Raw genomic sequence first — 17,775 nt, 5'->3', positions numbered from 1 at the left:
CACGACACTGGCACACATACACAATCTCTTGGCAGGCAGGGCAATTCCCCCGATTGCCGGGCGAGGCACTATTCAATGGTCAGAATCTGCCCACCACCCGCGATCCGCGTTAACAACAATTCAGGAAGTTCCCCTTATGCGAACAAACAGGATCTCCGTAAAGTCAGCGCTAGGCCTGAGCCTGCTTGTACTCGGTTTGAACAGTGCCCGTGCGGAGCTGCCTGCCGACACCGGCGTCGGCCAGACCACCCTGGCTTTCCCCGCTGAACCGCATCGCGCGTATATCGTCGATGTGGAGTTCGATACGTTCGTCGTCGGCCGCGTTACTGTGGTCGACCCGGATAAGAAACGCGTGCTGGGCATGGTCCCGACCGGTTTTGCCGCGCCTTCTACCCTGAGCCATGACGGTAAGCAGCTGTACACCGCCGACATCTGGTACTCGCGTGGTACCCGCGGCACCCGCACCGACGTGCTGACCGCCTGGAACACCTCGACCCTGTCGCCAGACTGGGAAGTGCTGATCCCGAACAAGCGCGCCGAAACGCTGACTCAGCGTTACGGCCTCAAGACCAGCGGCGATGACCGCTTCGTCTATATCTACAACTTCACCCCATCGACTTCGGTAACCGTGGTCGATACCCAGACCAAAGCGGTCGCGACCGAAATCGCGATCCCGGGCTGCGTACTCAACTACCCGGTCGGCAAGCGCCGTTTCGCTTCGCTGTGCGGTGACGGCAGCCTGCAAGTGGTGACCCTCAACGACCAGGGCCAGGAAACCGCGCGCAACCGCACGCCGTTCTTCGACCCGAACGCCGAGAAACTGGTGGAGCGCGCCGTCAACATCGGCGACACCTACTACTTCACCACTACCACGGGCACCGTGCGCGCCGTGGATTTCTCCGGCGAAACACCGAAAGTCCTGCCGAGCTGGTCGTTGACCACCGACGAGGAAAAGAAAGCCGGTTGGGCACCGGGCGGCTGGCAGCTGATGGCCGTCGCGCCGAAGCTGAACCGCCTGTACGTGCTGATGCATGACGCTCACGAACCGATGAAGTGGGAAGACCCGAGCACCCTCATCTGGGCCTTCGACCTGAAGACCGGCAAGAAAATCGCCACCCTGGAAGCCCCGGCTCCGATCTGGAGCATGCAAGCTACCGGCGACGACAAACCGCTGTTGCTGGGTGCTGACGTCGAAGGTGGCTTGCAGATCTTCGACCTCAAGACCAACAAGCACAAAGACTCCATGCCCAAGGTCGCTAAAACCGCGACTCAGGTCATGAGCTACTAAACGAGGTTTCGGCCATGCAATCTGATCCGATCTTCATCATAGCCAGCGCACTCGCCATTTCGGCGCTGCTGGCCAGTGCCGCCACCCACAAGGTGCGGGCACCGGCACGCTTCGCCAAACAGCTGGCGGACTACCAACTGCTGCCCGCTGCGCTGGTGCGTCCGAGCGCTCGGTTGATCCCGCTGCTGGAACTGGCCATTGCCTTCGCGCTGCTGGTTCCGTTCAGCCGGGCCTGGGCGGCGTTCAGTGCTGCCGGCCTGCTGGCGGCATACGCGGCTGCCATTGGCATCAACCTGTGGCGCGGTCGTCGCGACATCGACTGCGGCTGTGCCGGCCCGGACCAGGCGCAACCGCTGCGCCCGATCCTGCTGCTGCGCAACAGTGTGCTGGTGGCCGTCGCGCTGCTGGCCAGCGTGGCGCCGGTGGTACGTGACATGACTGTGTTCGATGGCTTCGTGACCTTGGCTGCCGCCGCTGTCGCGCTGCTCATCTACGCCGCGGCCGATGGCCTGCTGGCGAACTCCCCTCTTCTGCTCAAATTGATTGGTAGGTAATCAAAATGGAAGGCTTGATAGTTTCCAACGTTCTGCTCTGGGTTTTGCTGGTGGCTGTGGCGTTCGTCGTCATGGGCCTGGTCCGTCAGATCGGCGTGCTGCACGGTCGCCTGGCTCCGGCCGGCGCACTGATGGTCGACAAGGGCGTTGCCGTCAACGAAGCGGCCCCGCAAATCACCGCCGCTGACCGTAACGGTCGCCCGGTGAACTTCGGTTATGCCGGTGAAAAATCGCAACTGCTGTTCTTCCTCTCGCCGACTTGCCCGATCTGCAAATCCTTGCTGCCGGCGATCAAATCCATCGCCAGGGAACAGGCCGGTAGCCTGGACGTGGTGTTCGTCAGCGATGGCGACATGGACGCCCAGCAGGCGCTGATCCGCGAGCACAAACTGGAAGACGCCACCTATGTAGTCGGCCCGGAAGTGGGCATGACCTACCAGATCGGCAAGCTGCCGTACGCCGCGCTGATCGACAAGTCCGGCACCCTGCGCGCCAAGGGCCTGGTCAACTCCCGCGAGCACCTGGACAGCCTGTTCGAAGTTGAGCATCTGAAGCACGCCACGCTGCAGCAGTACCTCAACGCCCAACCGCATACCCACGATCATGACCACAGCCACGGCCATAGCCATAGCCACTGATAAGGCAGGGAGACGTTTATGAAACTGCTGGATCTGTTGTTCGAGCGCTCGACGCGCCGTGTTGCCGACACCACCTCGCGCCGCAAACTGCTGTCGCGCATGGGTTCGCTGATGGTGGCCGGTGCCGCCCTGCCCTTGCTGCTGCCGCTGGATCGCACCAGCAAGGCGCTGGCCGCCACCGACCCGAAGGCCGGTGACCCTGGTGATCCGAACAGCTGCGACTACTGGCGCTACTGCTCCATCGACGGCTTTCTGTGCAGCTGCTGCGGTGGTTCGGTGACCTCCTGCCCTCCAGGCACCGAGGCTTCGCAGGTCAGCTGGATCGGCACCTGCCGCAACCCGGCCGACGGCAAGGACTACATCATTTCGTACAACGACTGCTGCGGTAAGCAAAGCTGCACCCAGTGCGCCTGCACCCGTAACGACAGTGAAGAACCGGCCTACCGCCCGTTCAACAACAACGATGTGAACTGGTGCCTGGCCGCCAAATCGCACATCTACCACTGCACCGTTTCGGTCATCCGTGGCGTAGCGATTTAACGCGCTGTATCGCCGGTTGCTTCGGTAATCGGCTTTTTTTCAAAGATCGCAGCCTGCGGCAGCTCCTACATTGACCGCGTGCTCATGTAGGAGCTGCCGCAGGCTGCGATCTTTTCAGGGCACAACAACAAGAAGGGTTTGTCATGCGTCACTTGTTAATCCTCAGCCTGGCCTGCCTTTTCATCGCCCCGCTCGCTCACGCCCGGGCCATTCCCAACCCCGCGCAACGCCATGCGCCGGGCAATGAAGAACCGCAAAAACCCATCGCCGAGGCTAACTACGGCGTTGGCGTGAACTACCAGTTGCAATGCGCCGGCTGCCATTTGGGCGATGGCACGGGTTCCGCCGCCAACGACACGCCCAGGATGAAAGGCTTTGTCGGCAACTTCCTGAAAGTCCCCGGCGGTCGTGAATTCCTGGTGCGAGTACCTGGCATGTCCCAATCCGCATTGAACAACGCGCAACTGGCGGACCTGCTCAACTGGCTCATGCGCGAAGACGGCATGGCCGGCAAGAGCATGCCAGAGCATTACCAGCCCTACACCGCCGAAGAAATCGCGACACTGCGCGCCACAACCATGCTCAACCTGCCCGGCACTCGCAGTGAGCTGATCAAGGCCATGCGGGCGCAAGGCATCGCCATCGACGACGGCATGAACTACTGATCCACCCCGACAGCAGCCAGCCTGAGTTGACGATACGCATCTACCAGTTGCTCAAGACTGAACGCACGATTGCGACCACTCAGGTTGGGCAAGACCCACACGACGGCATTGCCGAAGGTCTTGCTCTGAAGCCCCCACGCCACCTCTCGCTGGCCGGATAACGCCGAGTAAGCCGCCTTGCCGAGAAACGCTACATAACGTGGCGCATAGCGGGCGATCTTCTGTTCAAAATTCGCAGCCGCCGCGATGAACTCACTGTGCGACAGCTGATCCGCCCGCGCCGTCGGTCGTTCGACCACCGCCGTCAATCCACAGTGATACTGCAAGATCGTCCGATCGTTCTCCGGGCGGATCTCCTGCAATGTAAATCCGGCCAGGTGCAGAGTGCGCCAGAAGCGATTGTTGTGCCCCGCAAAATGGTGCCCTTGGGCAGCGGCGGTCATGCCTGGGTTGATGCCACAGAACACCACCGCCAGCCGCTCGGCCAGAATATCTTCAAGCCCCTCACTCACCGCAAATGACGCCAACCGCATCCCGTGCAAGCTCGCTCAACTCTGCGCGGGATTTACCGGCCCGTGCACGGATCGAAATGCTGTGCAGCAAGGATGACGCGAGCACGGCCAGGGCCGCCACGTTGACATCGTCTTTCAACTCTCCGGATTCGACTGCCAGGCGCAGACGCGTTTCCAGATTGGCGTCGAGCGTGCTCAAGCGATCGCTCAGCACCTCGCGGATTTCCGGATCCTCGACCGCCTCGGTGGTCGCCGTGCCGATTGCAAAACAGCCGCGCGGCTGCCCATCACCCGAGAAGTAGATCGACAGCTGCCCCTCATAAAACTGCATCAATGCCTCGCGCAACGGCAGTTCGCTGTTGGTCAACGCCGCTTGCATGGCGGTGGCAGCGAACTCCCAGTATTGCTCCAGCGCCTTGATATAGAGCGCGTGCTTGTCACCGAAGGCGGCATAGAGGCTGGGGCGGTTCATCCCCGCCGCCGTGGCGATGCTGTCCAGGGACGCGCCGGAATAGCCGGTATTCCAGAACACACCAAGCGCTTGTTGCAGGGCTGTCTGTGGATCGTAGGCGCGGGGGCGGCCTCGGCCTTTGCCTTCTGTCGCTTTATTTTGTGCCATGTCGTACAAAATCCTTGCAGGAAGGTGAATGCGGGGATATTTTTACACCATCGCACAAAAATAAGGAACCACAAATTCCTTGATCCATGTTTGTTCAAGCGCAGCTCGAACCGGGCGTTGCAACGACGAAACAGAGGCGGCGGAGCGATCCTCCCAACCGCCTGCAGATTGACTGTTCAGCAGTGCTTTCCCACCCCATTCATTGACGTCGGCGCCAGGCGATCGTGCAGGCCCGAATTCCCGGTTCAGGTGTATTCGATCATGACTAAACAGTTCGACATCCCGGCTTCGCAGACCTTCGAGGCCCCCTCGCCCATCAAGAAACCGCTCAAGGAAAAACTGCGCCCCTGGTTGATGGTGGGCCTGCCTGCCCTCTTCGCAGCGGTGGGTTACGCCCATTACTTGGCCGGCGCGCCCTTCGTTACCACCGACAACGCCTACGCCCGAGTGGCGAAGGCCGCCATCAATGCGCGAATTTCCGGGCAAGTTGTTGAAATCGCCGTCGAGGACAATCAGAAGGTCACCAAGGGCCAGATGCTGTTTCGCATCGACCCCAAGCCCTTGCAGATCGCGATCGATCGTGCTGAAGCCCAGCTCAACATCGCACGCCTGCGCATCGACGGGCTCAAGGCCAGCTACCGCCAGCAGCAGGCTGAACTGCAATCGGCCAAAGAGTCGGCAGACTTCGATCAAAAGGAATTCGCCCGCAAGAAAGCGCTGGTCGCGACGGAGTTCGTTTCCCGGGCCATTTACGAACGCGCCGAAACCGACCTCAAGGTCGCCCGGCAACGCATCGCCTCGATCGAACAACAGATCGCCAGCACCGTCGTGGCCTTGAATGGCAACCCGAACATCGACGCCGATAACCACCCAACGGTGCGCGAAGCCAAGGCGCAGCTCGATGAGGCGCAGCTTTACCTCTCGTACGCCACGGTTTATGCGCCTACCGACGGCATTGTCGCCAAGGTCGACGACTTGCAGGTGGGCAACTACCTCAACAACGGCGCGCCCGCCTTTGCGCTGATCTCCGATCACGAGATCTGGGTCGAGGCCAACTTTCGCGAAACCCAGGTCACCCACATGCGCCCGGGGCAGGAAGCGACGATCAGCATCGACACTTACCCTGATCGGGTGTTCAAGGCCCGCGTGACCAGCATGAGCCCCGGCGCCGGATCGGACTTCGCCCTGCTGCCACCGGAAAACGCCACCGGCAACTGGGTCAAGGTTGTGCAGCGGGTGCCGGTACGGCTGGAACTCGAAGAAATTGACGCTGCCCTGCCGCTGTTTTCCGGCACCAGCGCCACGGTCAAGGTCGACACCGGTTACCGCACGCCGTGGTGGCACCCGCTCAAGTCGCTGTTGACCGCAGGTAACTTCTGATGAACACCCATGCAGATGCAACCCCGCACGCAAGCAGTACGCGCTCGCTCAGGTTGGCCGTTCTGCTTGCCACTTACATGCAGTCGGCGAACCTGCCGTTGCCCAATGCGGTCCTGCGTCATATCCAGGGCAGCTTGTCGATGACGGACGATCAGGCGGGCTGGATTTTCACGGCGTACCTCGCCGCAAGCGCCATCACCATGCCGATTGCCCAGTGGCTCGCCGCGCGCTTTGGCTTGAAGTTTGTGTATCAAGTGGCACTGACCATGTTTGTCCTCGGTTTGCTGCTGGCGACGGCGGCCGAAACGCCGCTGGAATTCATCGGTGCGCGCATCATTCAAGGGCTTGCCAGTGGTGTGTTGGCGCCGCTTTCGATGGCCATTGCCATGGAAACACTGGCACCCGAAAAGCGCATGAAATTTGGCGCAACCTGGACGGCCATCGTGCTGTTCGGCATCGTCAGCGGCCCGAGCATCGGTGGGTGGATCGCCGAGCATTTTGACTGGCGCCCGATCTTCTACGTCAGCCTTGCGCTGTCGGCATATATCTTCCTGATCGTGGCGCTGTTGCTGGCCGAGAAAAAAGCCGAGAAGGCACCGTCGTTCGACTTCTTCGGCTTCGGCAGCTTCACGCTGGGGTTGATCAGCCTGCAAATGCTGCTCGACCGCGGCGAGCGCCTGGACTGGTTCGACTCCCCTGAAATCTGGGTCGAAGCGCTGGCCAGTGCGTTGGGCTTGTACCTGTTCATCGTGCATGTACTGACGAAGAAGGTGCACTTCCTCAACAAGCACCTGCTTAAAGACCGCAACTTCGTGCTGTCGACGGTCATGTTCTTCGCCCTCGGTTTCGTGCTGTTGTCGACGATGGCGCTGACGTCGCCAATGCTCGACGAAATCCTCGGCTACCCGCCTGACACCACCGGCGCCCTGACGATACCGCGAGGTCTCGGATTGATCGGTGCATTCCTGCTGATGGGGCGTGTGCCCGAGCGTTTCGACCGCCGGCTGTTCGTCGCGGCAGGCGTCGCCACGGTGGTGTATGCCAACTGGTTGATGCTCGGTTATTCGCCCTTGATGGACTGGTCGCCCGTGGCGGTTGCCGGTGCCATCCAGGGTGTCGGCCTGGGCATGTTGATGCCGGCGCTGACCAAAGTGGCCTTCAGCACACTCGACCCCACGCTGCGCCCGGAAGGTACCGGCCTGTTCAACCTGGCGCGTGTCTACGGCAGCACCCTGGGCGTGGCGATCGTGCAGCTGTTTTTCTTCAACAACACCCAGGCGATGCACATGGCGCTGGCCAGCAACGTCACGCCCTATCGCGCCGCCGCCCATTTCGGCACGGCATCGATGCCTTTGCCGGCACTTGAAGGGCTGAACCACCTGATCACCCACCAAGCCGCGTTCATCGCTGTTGTCGACCAATTCAAGATTTTGCTGGTGGTGATGCTGGTGGTCAGTCCGCTGATTGTCTTTCTTCGCAAACCCGCTGCGGCCAAATAGTTTTTGTGGAGCGTGCCCAATGAAATCCCGTCTTCTGTTCCAACCGAAAATCGCGGCATTGTCGGCGCTGGTTTTTCTCTCTGCCTGCACCGTCGGCCCGGATTTTCAAACCCCTGCGGCGAGCCAGTCGCAGCACTATGACCAACAAGCAGAGCAACGTCTTGGCCAGAGCGGCGAGCAGCGCATCGAACTGGGCAAAAATGTCCGTGGCCAATGGTGGTCGGCGTTCGGCTCGCCCAAGCTCGATCAGATTGTGCACCGGGCCATCGACGGCAACCTTGGATTGGTCGCCGCCGACGCCACCATTCGCCAGGCGGCCTCCTCTGTCGCAGCGGCACAAGGCGCGTTGTATCCGCAGGTCGACTTCGCGGCGGCTGCGGGACGCCAGCGGTTGCACAACGCCAAGGAACCCTCGATCGCCAATTTCTATGCAATCGGGCCACGGGTCGCCTTCGACCTGGATGTGTTCGGGGGCAACAAGCGGTTGGTCGAACAGCAGCAGGCCTTTACCGAGCTGCAAACCCATCGTTACGAAGCGGCGTACCTGACCCTGACCGGCGATGTCGCCAGCCAGGCGTTGCTGATCGCTTCCGCCAACGCGCAAATGAACGCTGTGGAGAAGTTGCTGGCCAATGACGCCAAAAACCTCGAACTGGTGCGCGCCGCTCATACCAACGGCACGACCACGCAGATCGATGTGTCGCTGGCCGAAACCCGCCTCGCCCAGGACCGCACGCTGCTGCCGCCGTTGGCCCAGCAACGTGATGCGGCGCGCCACGCGCTGTCGATCCTGACGGGCAAGGGTCCCGCGGACTGGATCGCACCTGAGTTCGATCTGGCGGAATTCACTTTGCCGTCGAACGTGCCGGTCAGCCTGCCCTCCGAGTTGGCCCACGACCGCCCGGACGTGCGTCAAGCCGAGGCCGAGCTGCACATCGCCAGCGCCGCCGTTGGCGTGGCGACTGCCAACCTCTATCCCCGCGTAACGCTGTCTGCGTCGCTACTCCAGGCCGCGTCGGGCAATGGCGGCGCGGCACTCTGGGGTTTTGCTGCGGGGCTGACGGCGCCGATCTTCAACGGTGGCACCCTCGAAGCTGAGCGTCAGGCCGCCGTCGACGGCTACAAGGCCACGCTCGCCGGTTACCAGCAGACGGTGATCGCCTCGTTCGGTCAGGTCGCGGATACCTTGCAGGCGATCAACCACGACGCCGAGCAAAACCAGGCGCAGCAGCAAGCGCTGAACGCCGCCGAAACCAGTTTGCAGCTGAACCAGCAAGCCTATGCGCAAGGTGAAAACAGCATCCTCCAGGTGCTGGAAGCCGAGCGCGCCTATCAGCAAGCACTGCTGGGTCAGATCCAGGTGAAGACCGCGCAGTTCCTCGACACGGTGCAGCTGTTTGTCGCCCTCGGCGGCAACAGCGCTGGCGTATTCGAGCAACGGCTGGCCAGTTCCGAAGTTACCAAACGCTCGTATCAGTAGAGGCTGCGGCCTCGGTTTTTGGAGTAAGAGAGATGTCCTACGAAGCCTTTCACGATGAACTTCGCGATACCCAATTCCCGCTCAACAACGGTTCGGGAAAGATGCCTGCCGTTGGCTTTGGCACCCTGTTCAAGGATCTGAGCGTCACCACCCAGGCGATCACCCAGGCACTGGAAACCGGCTTTCGGCATTTCGATTGCGCCGAACGTTATCGCAATGAGGAAATGGTCGGCGTTGCCCTGCAAGCGTTCATGGAAGCGGGCAAGGCACGGCGTGAAGACCTGTTCATCACCACCAAGCTGTGGAACACCAACCATCGTCCAGAGCGCGTCCTGCCGGCGTTTGAAGCCAGTTGCCGCAGGCTCCAGGTGGATTACATCGATTGCTACCTGATCCACACGCCCTTCGCCTTTGAAGCCGGCGATGACCAGGACCCGCGAGACGCATTCGGTCATGTGCGCTACGACGGCGGCATAACACTGATCGAAACCTGGCGGGCGCTTGAGCAACTGGTGGATGAAGGCCGCTGCAAGGCCATCGGTTTGTCCGACATCACGTTGGAGGCGCTCAAGGAAATCGTCGCCGAGGCGCGGATCAAACCTGCCGTGGTGCAAGTTGAATCGCACCCTTACTTGCCGGAATGGGAGCTGCTGGAGTTCTGCAAAGAGCATGGGATTATCGTCCTTGCCTTCGCACCACTCGGCCACGGCATGGAGCCGAACGTGCTGGAAGACGACGTGATCACCAGCATCGCCCGGCATTTGCAGCGCACCCCGGCCCAGGTGTCACTGGCCTGGGCTGTGCAACGAGGTGTCGCCTTCCTGACCACCTCGGCAACGCTGAGCCATATCCAGGAAAACTTCGACATTGCTACCCTGCCCCACAGGGCCATGCAGGAAATTCGCGAAGAGATCACAACGCGGATACGCTTCAACTCGGTGGTAGAGACGGGGGTTCCCGGATTCATCCCCCGCAAGCTGTAATGCACGACAAGGGACGACACGTTAGATCGTTCCCATGCTCTGCGTGGGAATGCCTCCACGGACGCTCCGCGTTCGGCTCTTGATTGGGACGCGGAGCGTCCCGGGCTGCATTCCCACGCAGAGCGTGGGAACGATCAGTACAAGGGACGGCTCGGACCGTCCCTTTTTTTCGCTCTTCCATTGAGGTGAAAACGATGGATGTTTTCCAGACCATGCGCTTTTTCACGGCGGTCGCCCAAAGCGGTAGTTTTACGGCAGCGGCCCAGTTGCTGGACACCACCACGACCAACGTTTCCAAAGCGGTATCGAGCCTGGAGGCCCGGCTGCGAACGCGCCTGATCAACCGCACGACTCGACGCCTGGCGTTGACCGAAGCCGGTGCCCGCTATTTGCAACGCTGCGAGAAAATTCTGGAGGAGTTACGCGAAGCCGAAGAGGAAGCAGGCACGGCGCAGGTCAATCCTGTTGGCCGCTTGAAGATTCATTCAATGTCGGCCATCGGCAATCACTACGTGATCGATGCCATCGCAAAATACCGAGAGACGCATCCCTCGGTGTTGTTTGATTTGACCCTGAGCAATCGACTGCCCGATCTGTTGGAGGAAGGCTATGACATGTCGATTGTGTTGGCGCGGGACTTGCCCGATTCGGGTTTTATCGCCCAGCGGCTGGGCATCACCTACAGCATCCTCTGCGCCTCGCCGGCGTACCTGAAGAAACGCGGAATACCCGACACGCCGGCCTCGCTTGCGGCCCATGATTGCCTGCGACTCGTGAACACGCCCATGCCGGTGGAGCATTGGGTATTCGAAGGACCTGAAGGCACGCAGACCATCAGCACCCCGACGTCGCCGTTTCAAATCAACACCGCCGACGCCATGACCGTTGCCCTCACCCATGGCATGGGCATCGGGATTCAGCCTGTGGCGTCCGCCGTTGACGGCCTCAAGATGGGTTCTTTGGTGCGGGTGCTACCGCAATACCAGTTTGAAGAGTTGAGCCTGTTCGCCATCTACCCTTCGCGAAAATTCGTCGATGCAAAAATAAAAACCTGGGTGGAGTTTCTCAAGGACTACATACCCGGGTTGTTGGCTGCCGATGAAAAAGTTGCCTGCTCGTCAAAAAAACTGAAGCCTTCCAAGTGATACCGCACCGCCCGGATGGAGTGTCGACCCTCCATCGCCCGCACGAAAATCAACCGTTGGAACAGCCGTTGCCCATGACCTGATACTGCATCACGTGGCGTTGACCCTGTGAGTCTTCGTAAGTCATTTGCGCCGGAACCGGGCCGCATTCGTTGGGTACGTCGCTGACGGCGATGACCTTCTTGATGTCCAGGTGCGAGCCGTAGGTGTAGGTCTCGACGGGGGTTCTGTTTTCTTCGGCGAAGGCTTGGGTGCCGAGGCAACTGAAGGCAAGGATCATTGCGATTTTTGAGATGTTCATGGTGTTCACCGTCTCGTTGGCTAGGTTGTTGGAGACGATGCTAGGGCTTTGGGACGGGGCTAAACAGACAGGTGTGAGACATACACTGTTGTCAAAAAGCATGGGAATGCGAGGTGTCCCTGTGGGAATGCATTCCCTCTGTGGGAGCGTGGCTTGCCCGTGAAATCGGTGGGTCAGACAAGAAGATGGTGACTGACTTGACGCCATCGCGTGCAAGCCCGCTCCCACAGGGTTTGTGTCGTACACCAAACCCGCAAACGACACGAAAACCTGTGGGAGCTAGCCTGCTAGCGATGACGGCAGCACATTCGACATCTTCTTTGAAGGTGAAGGCCTCTTCGCGGGCAAGCCTCGCTCCTACAGTTGTCCGCAATCTCTGTAGGAGCTGCCGAGTGCAACGAGGCTGCGATCTTTTGATTTTTAACAGCAAGATCGCAACCTGCAGCAGCGCCTACACGCTCTGCAAAGCCTTCTCCGGTGGCGCCGCAAACACAACACCCGCCTGACCCACCTCAGGCTTTTGCTCCACAACCTCACCATCAAGCGCCTTGCGCATTTTCTCCGTGTCCAGCGCCCCGACCCACTTGGCAATCGCCATGGTGCCGACGCCGTTGCCGATGGTATTGGTGATCGCCCGTGCTTCGGACATGAACCGGTCGACGCCCAGCAACAACACCATGCCCGCCACCGGAATGGTGCCCAGGGAGGACAACGTGGCCGCCAGGATGATGAAACCGGAACCGGTGACTCCGGCCGAACCTTTGGAGGTAAACATCAGCACCGCCAGCACGATCAATTGATCGGTCAGGGTCAGCGGCGTGTTGGTTGCCTGGGCAATGAAAATCGCCGCGATGGTGTAATAGATCGCCTGTCCGTCCGGATTGAATGTCAGCCCTGACGGAATGATCATCCCCGCCACTGGCTTGGACACGCCGGCTTTTTCCATCTTCGAGATCATCTGCGGCAGCACCGATTCCGAAGAGCTGGTGCCCAGTACGGTGAACAGTTCTTCCTTGATGAACTTGAGGAACTTCCACAGGCTGAAGCCGCTGTAACGGCAGATCGGGCCGAGCACGAAGATCACGAACACGGCGCACGTCAGGTACACGCAGGCCATGAGTTTGCCGAGGGAGAACAACGAGCCGAAGCCGTACTTGCCGATGGTGAAGGCGATGGCGCCGAAGGCACCGATCGGCGCCAGACGCATGACCATGTTGACGATGCGGAACATGCCCTGCATCAGGCTATCGAGCGTATCGACAAAGGCTTTGCCGCGCGGTCCCACATGGGCCAGGGCAATGCCCAGCAGTATTGAAAACAGCAGGATTTGCAGGACGTTGCCCTTGGCGAAGGCATCGACGATGGTGTCGGGAATGATGTTCATGACGAAATCCATGAACGAAGCATGCTTCACCGCCGTGGTGTAGGTGGCCAGGCTTGAAGTGTCCAGTGTCGCAACATCGATATTCATGCCCGCGCCGGGCTTGAACACATCGACCACGACCAGGCCGACCACCAGCGCCAGGGTCGACACCACTTCGAAATACAGCAGCGCGCGAAAGCCGACACGCCCCAGCTCCTTCATGTTTTCCATGCGTGCGATGCCCGTGACCACGGTCAAAAAGATCACTGGCGCGAGGAGCATTTTGATCAGTTTGATGAACGCATCGCCCAAGGGTTTGAGCGCGGCTCCGGTTTCGGGAACGAACACCCCGACGATGGCGCCGAGGATCACGGCGATGAGCACTTGTACGTAGAGTTTGCCAAATATTCTTTTCATGACAGGGCCCTGATTTTTTATTGTTGTCAGGAAAGACCAAGGGGTCAGGCTCACTCACCTGCCCCTTGGCGTCGTGCCGCAGTACTACTTTGAATTGCCGAATAATCAGCGATTGATCAGTGCAAGCACCGCATCGGTGATCTGGCGGGTAGTGGCGTTGCCGCCGAGGTCCGGGGTGTGCAAGCCACTTTCGGTCACCGCCTCAATGGCCGACATCAAGTGTTTGGCCGCAGCGGCCTCGTCCAGATGTTCAAGCATCATGGCCGCGGTCCAGAAAGTCGCGATCGGGTTGGCCACGCCTTTGCCCGTGATGTCGAAAGCCGAACCGTGGATCGGTTCGAACATCGAAGGGAATTTGCGCGACGGGTTGAGGTTGGCGGTCGGCGCGATCCCGAGGCTGCCGGACAGCGCGGCCGCGAGGTCCGAGAGAATGTCGGCGTGCAGGTTGGTGGCGACGATCACGTCCAGGGTCGACGGTTTGAGCACCATGCGCGTGGTCACGGCATCCACCAGTTCCTTGTCGATTTTCACGTCCGGAAAATCCTTGGCCACTTCGTAGAAAATCTCGTCCCACAACACCATGCCGTGACGCTGGGCGTTGGACTTGGTGACCATGGTCAAGTGCTTGCGCGGGCGGCTGCGGGCCAATTCGAAGGCGAAGCGATGGATGCGCTCGACCCCGGCCCGGGTGAACACCGACACTTCGGTGGCGACTTCTTCGGGCAGGCCTCGGTGCACACGTCCGCCGTTGCCGGAGTACTCGCCTTCGGAGTTCTCGCGCACCACCACCCAATCAATCTGATCGCCGTTGTGCAACGGGCTTTTCACCCCGGGCAGGACGCGGGCCGGGCGCACGTTGGCGTACTGGTCGAAGCCCTGGCAGATCGGCAGGCGCAGGCCCCACAGCGAAATGTGATCCGGCACGTTGAGCGCACCGACAGCACCGAAGAAAATCGCGTCGAAAGTCTTCAGTTCTTCCAGGCCACCTTCGGGAATGTAGTAACCGTTTTTCAGATAGTTGTCGGAGTTCCAATCGAAGTGTTTGAAATCCAGATTGAAGCCGGATTTTTTCGACAGGGCTTGCAGCACTTCGACGCCAGCGGCAATCACTTCCACACCGATACCGTCACCTGGCACTGCAGCAATTTTGTATGCGCTCATTGTTGACTCCACTCTTGTCGATTTCTTGTTGTTCCCGTCGAACCGGGCTGTTCAGGCGGGGTGTGAGCGGAGTATATGTAGTGAACAAATAGGTGTGAGTTCCTCAAAATCACTACATAAATAACTTTGAGTTACGAATGAGCCAAACCCTGGATTTGTCGTTTTTCTACCTGTTGGCCAACAAAGGCAGCCTTGCGGCGACCGCCCGGGAGCTCGGCATCACGCCGCCTGCGGTGAGCAAACGCCTGACGGCCCTCGAAGCGCGATTGGGTATCCGTCTGGTCAATCGCACGACGCGCTCGATGAGCCTGACCTCCGAGGGCGAGCTGTACTTTTCCCAGGCGGCGCGCATTCTCACGCAGATCAATGAGCTTGAGCAGTTGGTCAGCAGCAGCCGCGCCACGCCCAAAGGGCTGATTCGGGTCAATGCGTCGCTCGGTTTCGGTCGACGCCATATCGGCCCGGCCCTGGCCGCGTTCTACGCGCAGTACCCCGAGGTGGAAATCCAGTTGGAAATCAGCGACCACCCGTTGGATCTGGCGACCCACGGTTTCGACCTCGGCATTCGTTTCGGCACCCTGCCCGATGCCGCGTTCCATGCCCGCAAGATCGCGTCCAACCGCCGCTTGCTGTGTGCCTCGCCGCTGTATCTTGAAAAACACGGCACCCCGCAAAAACTTGCCGAGCTGCAACAGCACAACTGCATTTTCATCCGCCAGAACGAGTCGCCCTACGGCGTCTGGAGTTTCACCAACGGCGGGCATACCGAAAACATCAAGGTGCATGGAGCCCTGGGCTGCAACGACGGTGAGGTGGCGTTGAACTGGGCGCTGGAGGGGTATGGGATTTTGCTGCGGGCCGAATGGGACATCGCCCGGTATGTGCGCAGTGGCCGCCTGCGCCTGGTGCTGGAAGACCAGACGCCGACCCGCGCCGACGTGTATGCGGTGTACCCGCAACAACTGCACTTATCAGCGCGAGTGCGCAGCCTGATTGATTTTCTGATTGAACGGTTCAAGCATATCGATAGCGTCGAGGACAGCTAATTGCTGACCCCAACACCATCGCCTGACACTTAGTGCGCCGTTCCAGTTGTCCACTGTGGCTCGATGATCGAGTTTTGGCGCTTGGCGCGCTGGGTCAATACCAGCATTGCCACAAAGCCCAGCACGATCAACACCGGATATGCCATCAATAGTTCCGAGAGCGAGTATTTCCAGGCCAACGGACGTCCGACGCCGAGCATGGCGGCATACAACCAGGACACTGCAGACAGCGAACCACAGAACAGGGCCATCATCCGTGCGCTGAATTCAAGCTCAAGCAAGGAGCCCGCCTTTTGCAGCGCCGGCAATACCAGTCGATGCAACAGGACGCCGTTGTAAGTCAGCAACGCCACAATGATCACCTTGGCCTGCAACTTCGGATTCATGAAGTACTCCATGCCTTTGCCCAGGTAGTCGATCCCGATAATGGCAGTACCTGTGACCCACAAACAGATCAATGCAAGGACGACAGATTTCTGCAGACTTTCCATGTGCGCGGTGTCATGTTCCGTGAACGTCTTGCGTTTGAGTATGTCTCTGACCATTGCAACATCACTGGTCAACACTAAGCCAAGTGCAACGCAACAGGCGACCAGATGGACATACACAACGCCCAGTCGCAAAAACTCCATGAATTCTTTATGTTCGATAAGGCTCATGATTGTATTTATCGCCACGGTATTTTCTCCACCCTTTTCGATAGTACACACCGGCCAGGCAGTCGAATATCTATGTATTCATACGATGCCAATTGACCTTGCTCATATAAGAATGCCAGACAATAGATTTATTATTTAAACTCTATTTATCCAGTCAGGTAACTACTGAAACCTTAGTTAGCACCTCTGGGATTTCGGATAAAGAAAACCCCAACTGCATTCACTGCATTTGAGATTTACTTCCACTTTTCCTGACGGTTCCACCAGCAAGCCAAGGTTGGCGTGCTGCAGAATCTGAGGCCTGCAGACCCGAAATGTTCAGTTTCTCAACCAAACTACCGACAAACGGTCTTTGGAGTACAGCCCATTTAGGCCGTCAACTTTCCCGCGAAGGCCTACTCCAACTGAGCTGCTTGGAATTACATCTAACTCGATACTGGCTATTGGATCCACTAGTTTCTGAACAAGTGAAATACGCAATATCCCTGAAGGGATCCAAATTACGCCCACGCCCTGTAAACAGTCATACTTTTTTTGAAAACGTAAAATACTAAAAGATTGAGCGAACCAAAATTGACAGGAAATACACGACCAACTAGTTGACCGTTCAATCAAAAAAATACGGAATAATGGAAAACAGAAACGGATACTTGTCGCTTCAGTCAGGTCCTGGCAACTCAGTCGCCAGGACCTTTTCAGTTCACTTTCAGACCAGCTTGACGACCGCATTGATGTTGTTGCGCGTAGCCTTCGAGTACGGGCAGTACTGGTGGCCGGTTTCGACAATTTTCTGCGCGGTTTCGCGATCCAGCCCCGGCAAACTGACATTGAGTCGCGCCTGAAGCAGGTAGCCACCTTCATTGGTGCCCAGGTCGACCTCGGTATCAACGGCCACATCCTTGGGCAGCGTCACCTTCATTTCCCTGGCCGCGACCTGCATTGCGCCGATGAAACACGCGGACCAGCCGGCAGCGAACAGTTGCTCGGGGTTGGTCCCCCCGCCGCCCGCGCCCGGGGACGACAGTTTCACATTGAGAATGCCGTCGGAACTGCGCGATTCACCATCCCGGCCGCCCGTGGTATGGGTTTTGGCGGTGTACAGAACTTTGTCGAGCTGGGTCATGATGATCTCCTGATTGAATTGAGGTTTATGCAATTTCAGGTGAATCAGAAATAGGGGTTGTCCGCAGCATTTGTTACCTGTGCTCCAAGTGCGGTCTTTCAATATAGACGTCGTCGGTCAGAACGATGGCTGATCCGACAAAGGCCACCTGTTTGGACGCGATCCCTGTAATGGGAGCTGGCATGCCAGCGAAAAATCCAAAGGCGCCGAGGGGTGTCAGGATTGGCGGGTTATCGTTGACGATTTTCGCTGGCAAGCCAGCTCCCACAGGGATTGGGAGATCCGCAATATCGGGTTGGCTGGTCGGACGTCATCGCTGGCAGGCCAGCTCCCACAGGGGACCGAGTACATCCGGGAAATCGGGTCGGCTGTCAGGCCGTCATCGCTGGCAAGCCAGCTCCC

18 protein-coding genes are annotated in these 17,775 nt (G+C 59.2%); 11 read left to right on the top strand and 7 right to left on the bottom strand.

The window, feature by feature from the left end:
• The first annotated feature begins 136 nt into the window (after positions 1-136).
• From ACRESJ_RS20760 to ACRESJ_RS20740, 5 genes are all read left to right on the top strand, one after another.
• Positions 137-1,288 carry an amine dehydrogenase large subunit gene (locus tag ACRESJ_RS20760; RefSeq protein WP_431759570.1) on the top strand — a complete coding sequence of 384 codons (1,152 nt, stop codon included), beginning with the start codon at positions 137-139 and terminating at the stop codon, positions 1,286-1,288.
• 14 nt (positions 1,289-1,302) lie between these two features.
• Entirely contained in the window at positions 1,303-1,842 is a 540-nt protein-coding gene (locus tag ACRESJ_RS20755) for a MauE/DoxX family redox-associated membrane protein (RefSeq protein ID WP_431759569.1), read from the top strand.
• Positions 1,843-1,847: 5 nt separating this feature from the next.
• Entirely contained in the window at positions 1,848-2,480 is a 633-nt protein-coding gene (mauD, locus tag ACRESJ_RS20750) for a methylamine dehydrogenase accessory protein MauD (protein WP_431759568.1), read from the top strand.
• 18 nt (positions 2,481-2,498) lie between these two features.
• Positions 2,499-3,020, top strand: a complete 522-nt coding sequence (locus ACRESJ_RS20745; protein ID WP_431759567.1) for a methylamine dehydrogenase light chain — start codon at positions 2,499-2,501, stop codon at positions 3,018-3,020.
• Positions 3,021-3,163: 143 nt separating this feature from the next.
• Positions 3,164-3,685, top strand: coding sequence for a cytochrome C (locus ACRESJ_RS20740; RefSeq protein WP_431759566.1), 522 nt, complete (start codon positions 3,164-3,166; stop codon positions 3,683-3,685).
• Here ACRESJ_RS20740 and mug read toward each other — a convergent pair.
• Positions 3,679-4,197 (bottom strand): G/U mismatch-specific DNA glycosylase, encoded by a 519-nt coding sequence (gene mug, locus ACRESJ_RS20735; RefSeq protein ID WP_431759581.1) that lies wholly within the window; start codon positions 4,195-4,197, stop codon positions 3,679-3,681. The genes ACRESJ_RS20740 and mug overlap by 7 nt on opposite strands.
• Positions 4,190-4,816, bottom strand: coding sequence for a TetR/AcrR family transcriptional regulator (locus ACRESJ_RS20730; RefSeq protein WP_431759565.1), 627 nt, complete (start codon positions 4,814-4,816; stop codon positions 4,190-4,192). The genes mug and ACRESJ_RS20730 overlap by 8 nt, the downstream gene beginning before the upstream one ends.
• A 261-nt stretch (positions 4,817-5,077) precedes the next feature.
• On the opposite strand from ACRESJ_RS20730, the gene ACRESJ_RS20725 reads away from it, so the two are divergent.
• The 5 genes from ACRESJ_RS20725 to ACRESJ_RS20705 all read left to right on the top strand — a co-directional run bounded on the left by ACRESJ_RS20725 (position 5,078) and on the right by ACRESJ_RS20705 (position 11,303).
• Positions 5,078-6,196, top strand: a complete 1,119-nt coding sequence (locus ACRESJ_RS20725) for an HlyD family secretion protein (RefSeq protein ID WP_431759564.1) — start codon at positions 5,078-5,080, stop codon at positions 6,194-6,196.
• Positions 6,196-7,695 carry a DHA2 family efflux MFS transporter permease subunit gene (locus tag ACRESJ_RS20720; RefSeq protein WP_431759563.1) on the top strand — a complete coding sequence of 500 codons (1,500 nt, stop codon included), beginning with the start codon at positions 6,196-6,198 and terminating at the stop codon, positions 7,693-7,695. Before ACRESJ_RS20725 ends, ACRESJ_RS20720 begins: the two co-directional genes overlap by 1 nt.
• A 19-nt stretch (positions 7,696-7,714) precedes the next feature.
• The gene (locus ACRESJ_RS20715) at positions 7,715-9,175 is read left to right on the top strand and encodes an efflux transporter outer membrane subunit (protein WP_431759562.1); all 1,461 of its coding nucleotides are present in this window, start codon (positions 7,715-7,717) and stop codon (positions 9,173-9,175) included.
• 32 nt (positions 9,176-9,207) lie between these two features.
• Positions 9,208-10,158, top strand: a complete 951-nt coding sequence (locus ACRESJ_RS20710) for an aldo/keto reductase (RefSeq protein ID WP_431759561.1) — start codon at positions 9,208-9,210, stop codon at positions 10,156-10,158.
• Between the two features lie 194 nt (positions 10,159-10,352).
• The gene (locus ACRESJ_RS20705) at positions 10,353-11,303 is read left to right on the top strand and encodes a LysR family transcriptional regulator (RefSeq protein WP_431759560.1); all 951 of its coding nucleotides are present in this window, start codon (positions 10,353-10,355) and stop codon (positions 11,301-11,303) included.
• A gap of 49 nt (positions 11,304-11,352) precedes the next feature.
• Here the strand turns inward: ACRESJ_RS20705 and ACRESJ_RS20700 are convergent, their stop codons facing one another.
• From ACRESJ_RS20700 to ACRESJ_RS20690, 3 genes are all read right to left on the bottom strand, one after another.
• Positions 11,353-11,604, bottom strand: a complete 252-nt coding sequence (locus tag ACRESJ_RS20700; RefSeq protein WP_431759559.1) for a DUF2790 domain-containing protein — start codon at positions 11,602-11,604, stop codon at positions 11,353-11,355.
• A 451-nt stretch (positions 11,605-12,055) separates the two neighbouring features.
• The gene (locus ACRESJ_RS20695; protein WP_431759558.1) at positions 12,056-13,384 is read right to left on the bottom strand and encodes a dicarboxylate/amino acid:cation symporter; all 1,329 of its coding nucleotides are present in this window, start codon (positions 13,382-13,384) and stop codon (positions 12,056-12,058) included.
• A 105-nt stretch (positions 13,385-13,489) separates the two neighbouring features.
• Positions 13,490-14,545, bottom strand: coding sequence for a tartrate dehydrogenase (locus ACRESJ_RS20690; RefSeq protein ID WP_431759557.1), 1,056 nt, complete (start codon positions 14,543-14,545; stop codon positions 13,490-13,492).
• A 137-nt stretch (positions 14,546-14,682) separates the two neighbouring features.
• Between ACRESJ_RS20690 and ACRESJ_RS20685 the strand changes: the two genes are divergently transcribed.
• Positions 14,683-15,591, top strand: a complete 909-nt coding sequence (locus tag ACRESJ_RS20685; protein ID WP_431759556.1) for a LysR family transcriptional regulator — start codon at positions 14,683-14,685, stop codon at positions 15,589-15,591.
• Positions 15,592-15,620: 29 nt separating this feature from the next.
• On the opposite strand, the gene ACRESJ_RS20680 is transcribed toward ACRESJ_RS20685, so the two are convergent.
• Positions 15,621-16,268 (bottom strand): hypothetical protein, encoded by a 648-nt coding sequence (locus ACRESJ_RS20680; RefSeq protein WP_431759555.1) that lies wholly within the window; start codon positions 16,266-16,268, stop codon positions 15,621-15,623.
• A gap of 688 nt (positions 16,269-16,956) precedes the next feature.
• Positions 16,957-17,373 carry an organic hydroperoxide resistance protein gene (locus tag ACRESJ_RS20675; protein WP_431759554.1) on the bottom strand — a complete coding sequence of 139 codons (417 nt, stop codon included), beginning with the start codon at positions 17,371-17,373 and terminating at the stop codon, positions 16,957-16,959.
• Positions 17,374-17,775: the final 402 nt, after the last annotated feature.

This window comes from Pseudomonas sp., from assembly GCF_050739655.1.
Classification (GTDB): domain Bacteria; phylum Pseudomonadota; class Gammaproteobacteria; order Pseudomonadales; family Pseudomonadaceae; genus Aquipseudomonas.
Note: the sequence above shows the minus strand (reverse complement) of the source record. Positions and strands in the feature narration are given on the sequence as shown.

Excerpts from the sequence above, each read along its gene's own strand:
- ACRESJ_RS20725 (WP_431759564.1), top strand. The coding sequence starts at position 5,078 with ATGACTAAACAGTTCGACATCCCGGCTTCGCAGACCTTCGAGGCCCCC.
- ACRESJ_RS20755 (WP_431759569.1), top strand. The coding sequence starts at position 1,303 with ATGCAATCTGATCCGATCTTCATCATAGCCAGCGCACTCGCCATTTCG.
- ACRESJ_RS20760 (WP_431759570.1), top strand. The coding sequence starts at position 137 with ATGCGAACAAACAGGATCTCCGTAAAGTCAGCGCTAGGCCTGAGCCTG.
- ACRESJ_RS20720 (WP_431759563.1), top strand. The coding sequence starts at position 6,196 with ATGAACACCCATGCAGATGCAACCCCGCACGCAAGCAGTACGCGCTCG.
- ACRESJ_RS20675 (WP_431759554.1), bottom strand. The coding sequence starts at position 17,373 with ATGACCCAGCTCGACAAAGTTCTGTACACCGCCAAAACCCATACCACG.
- ACRESJ_RS20685 (WP_431759556.1), top strand. The coding sequence starts at position 14,683 with ATGAGCCAAACCCTGGATTTGTCGTTTTTCTACCTGTTGGCCAACAAA.
- ACRESJ_RS20690 (WP_431759557.1), bottom strand. The coding sequence starts at position 14,545 with ATGAGCGCATACAAAATTGCTGCAGTGCCAGGTGACGGTATCGGTGTG.
- ACRESJ_RS20710 (WP_431759561.1), top strand. The coding sequence starts at position 9,208 with ATGTCCTACGAAGCCTTTCACGATGAACTTCGCGATACCCAATTCCCG.
- ACRESJ_RS20730 (WP_431759565.1), bottom strand. The coding sequence starts at position 4,816 with ATGGCACAAAATAAAGCGACAGAAGGCAAAGGCCGAGGCCGCCCCCGC.
- ACRESJ_RS20715 (WP_431759562.1), top strand. The coding sequence starts at position 7,715 with ATGAAATCCCGTCTTCTGTTCCAACCGAAAATCGCGGCATTGTCGGCG.
- ACRESJ_RS20705 (WP_431759560.1), top strand. The coding sequence starts at position 10,353 with ATGGATGTTTTCCAGACCATGCGCTTTTTCACGGCGGTCGCCCAAAGC.
- ACRESJ_RS20695 (WP_431759558.1), bottom strand. The coding sequence starts at position 13,384 with ATGAAAAGAATATTTGGCAAACTCTACGTACAAGTGCTCATCGCCGTG.
- mauD (WP_431759568.1), top strand. The coding sequence starts at position 1,848 with ATGGAAGGCTTGATAGTTTCCAACGTTCTGCTCTGGGTTTTGCTGGTG.
- ACRESJ_RS20745 (WP_431759567.1), top strand. The coding sequence starts at position 2,499 with ATGAAACTGCTGGATCTGTTGTTCGAGCGCTCGACGCGCCGTGTTGCC.
- ACRESJ_RS20740 (WP_431759566.1), top strand. The coding sequence starts at position 3,164 with ATGCGTCACTTGTTAATCCTCAGCCTGGCCTGCCTTTTCATCGCCCCG.
- ACRESJ_RS20700 (WP_431759559.1), bottom strand. The coding sequence starts at position 11,604 with ATGAACATCTCAAAAATCGCAATGATCCTTGCCTTCAGTTGCCTCGGC.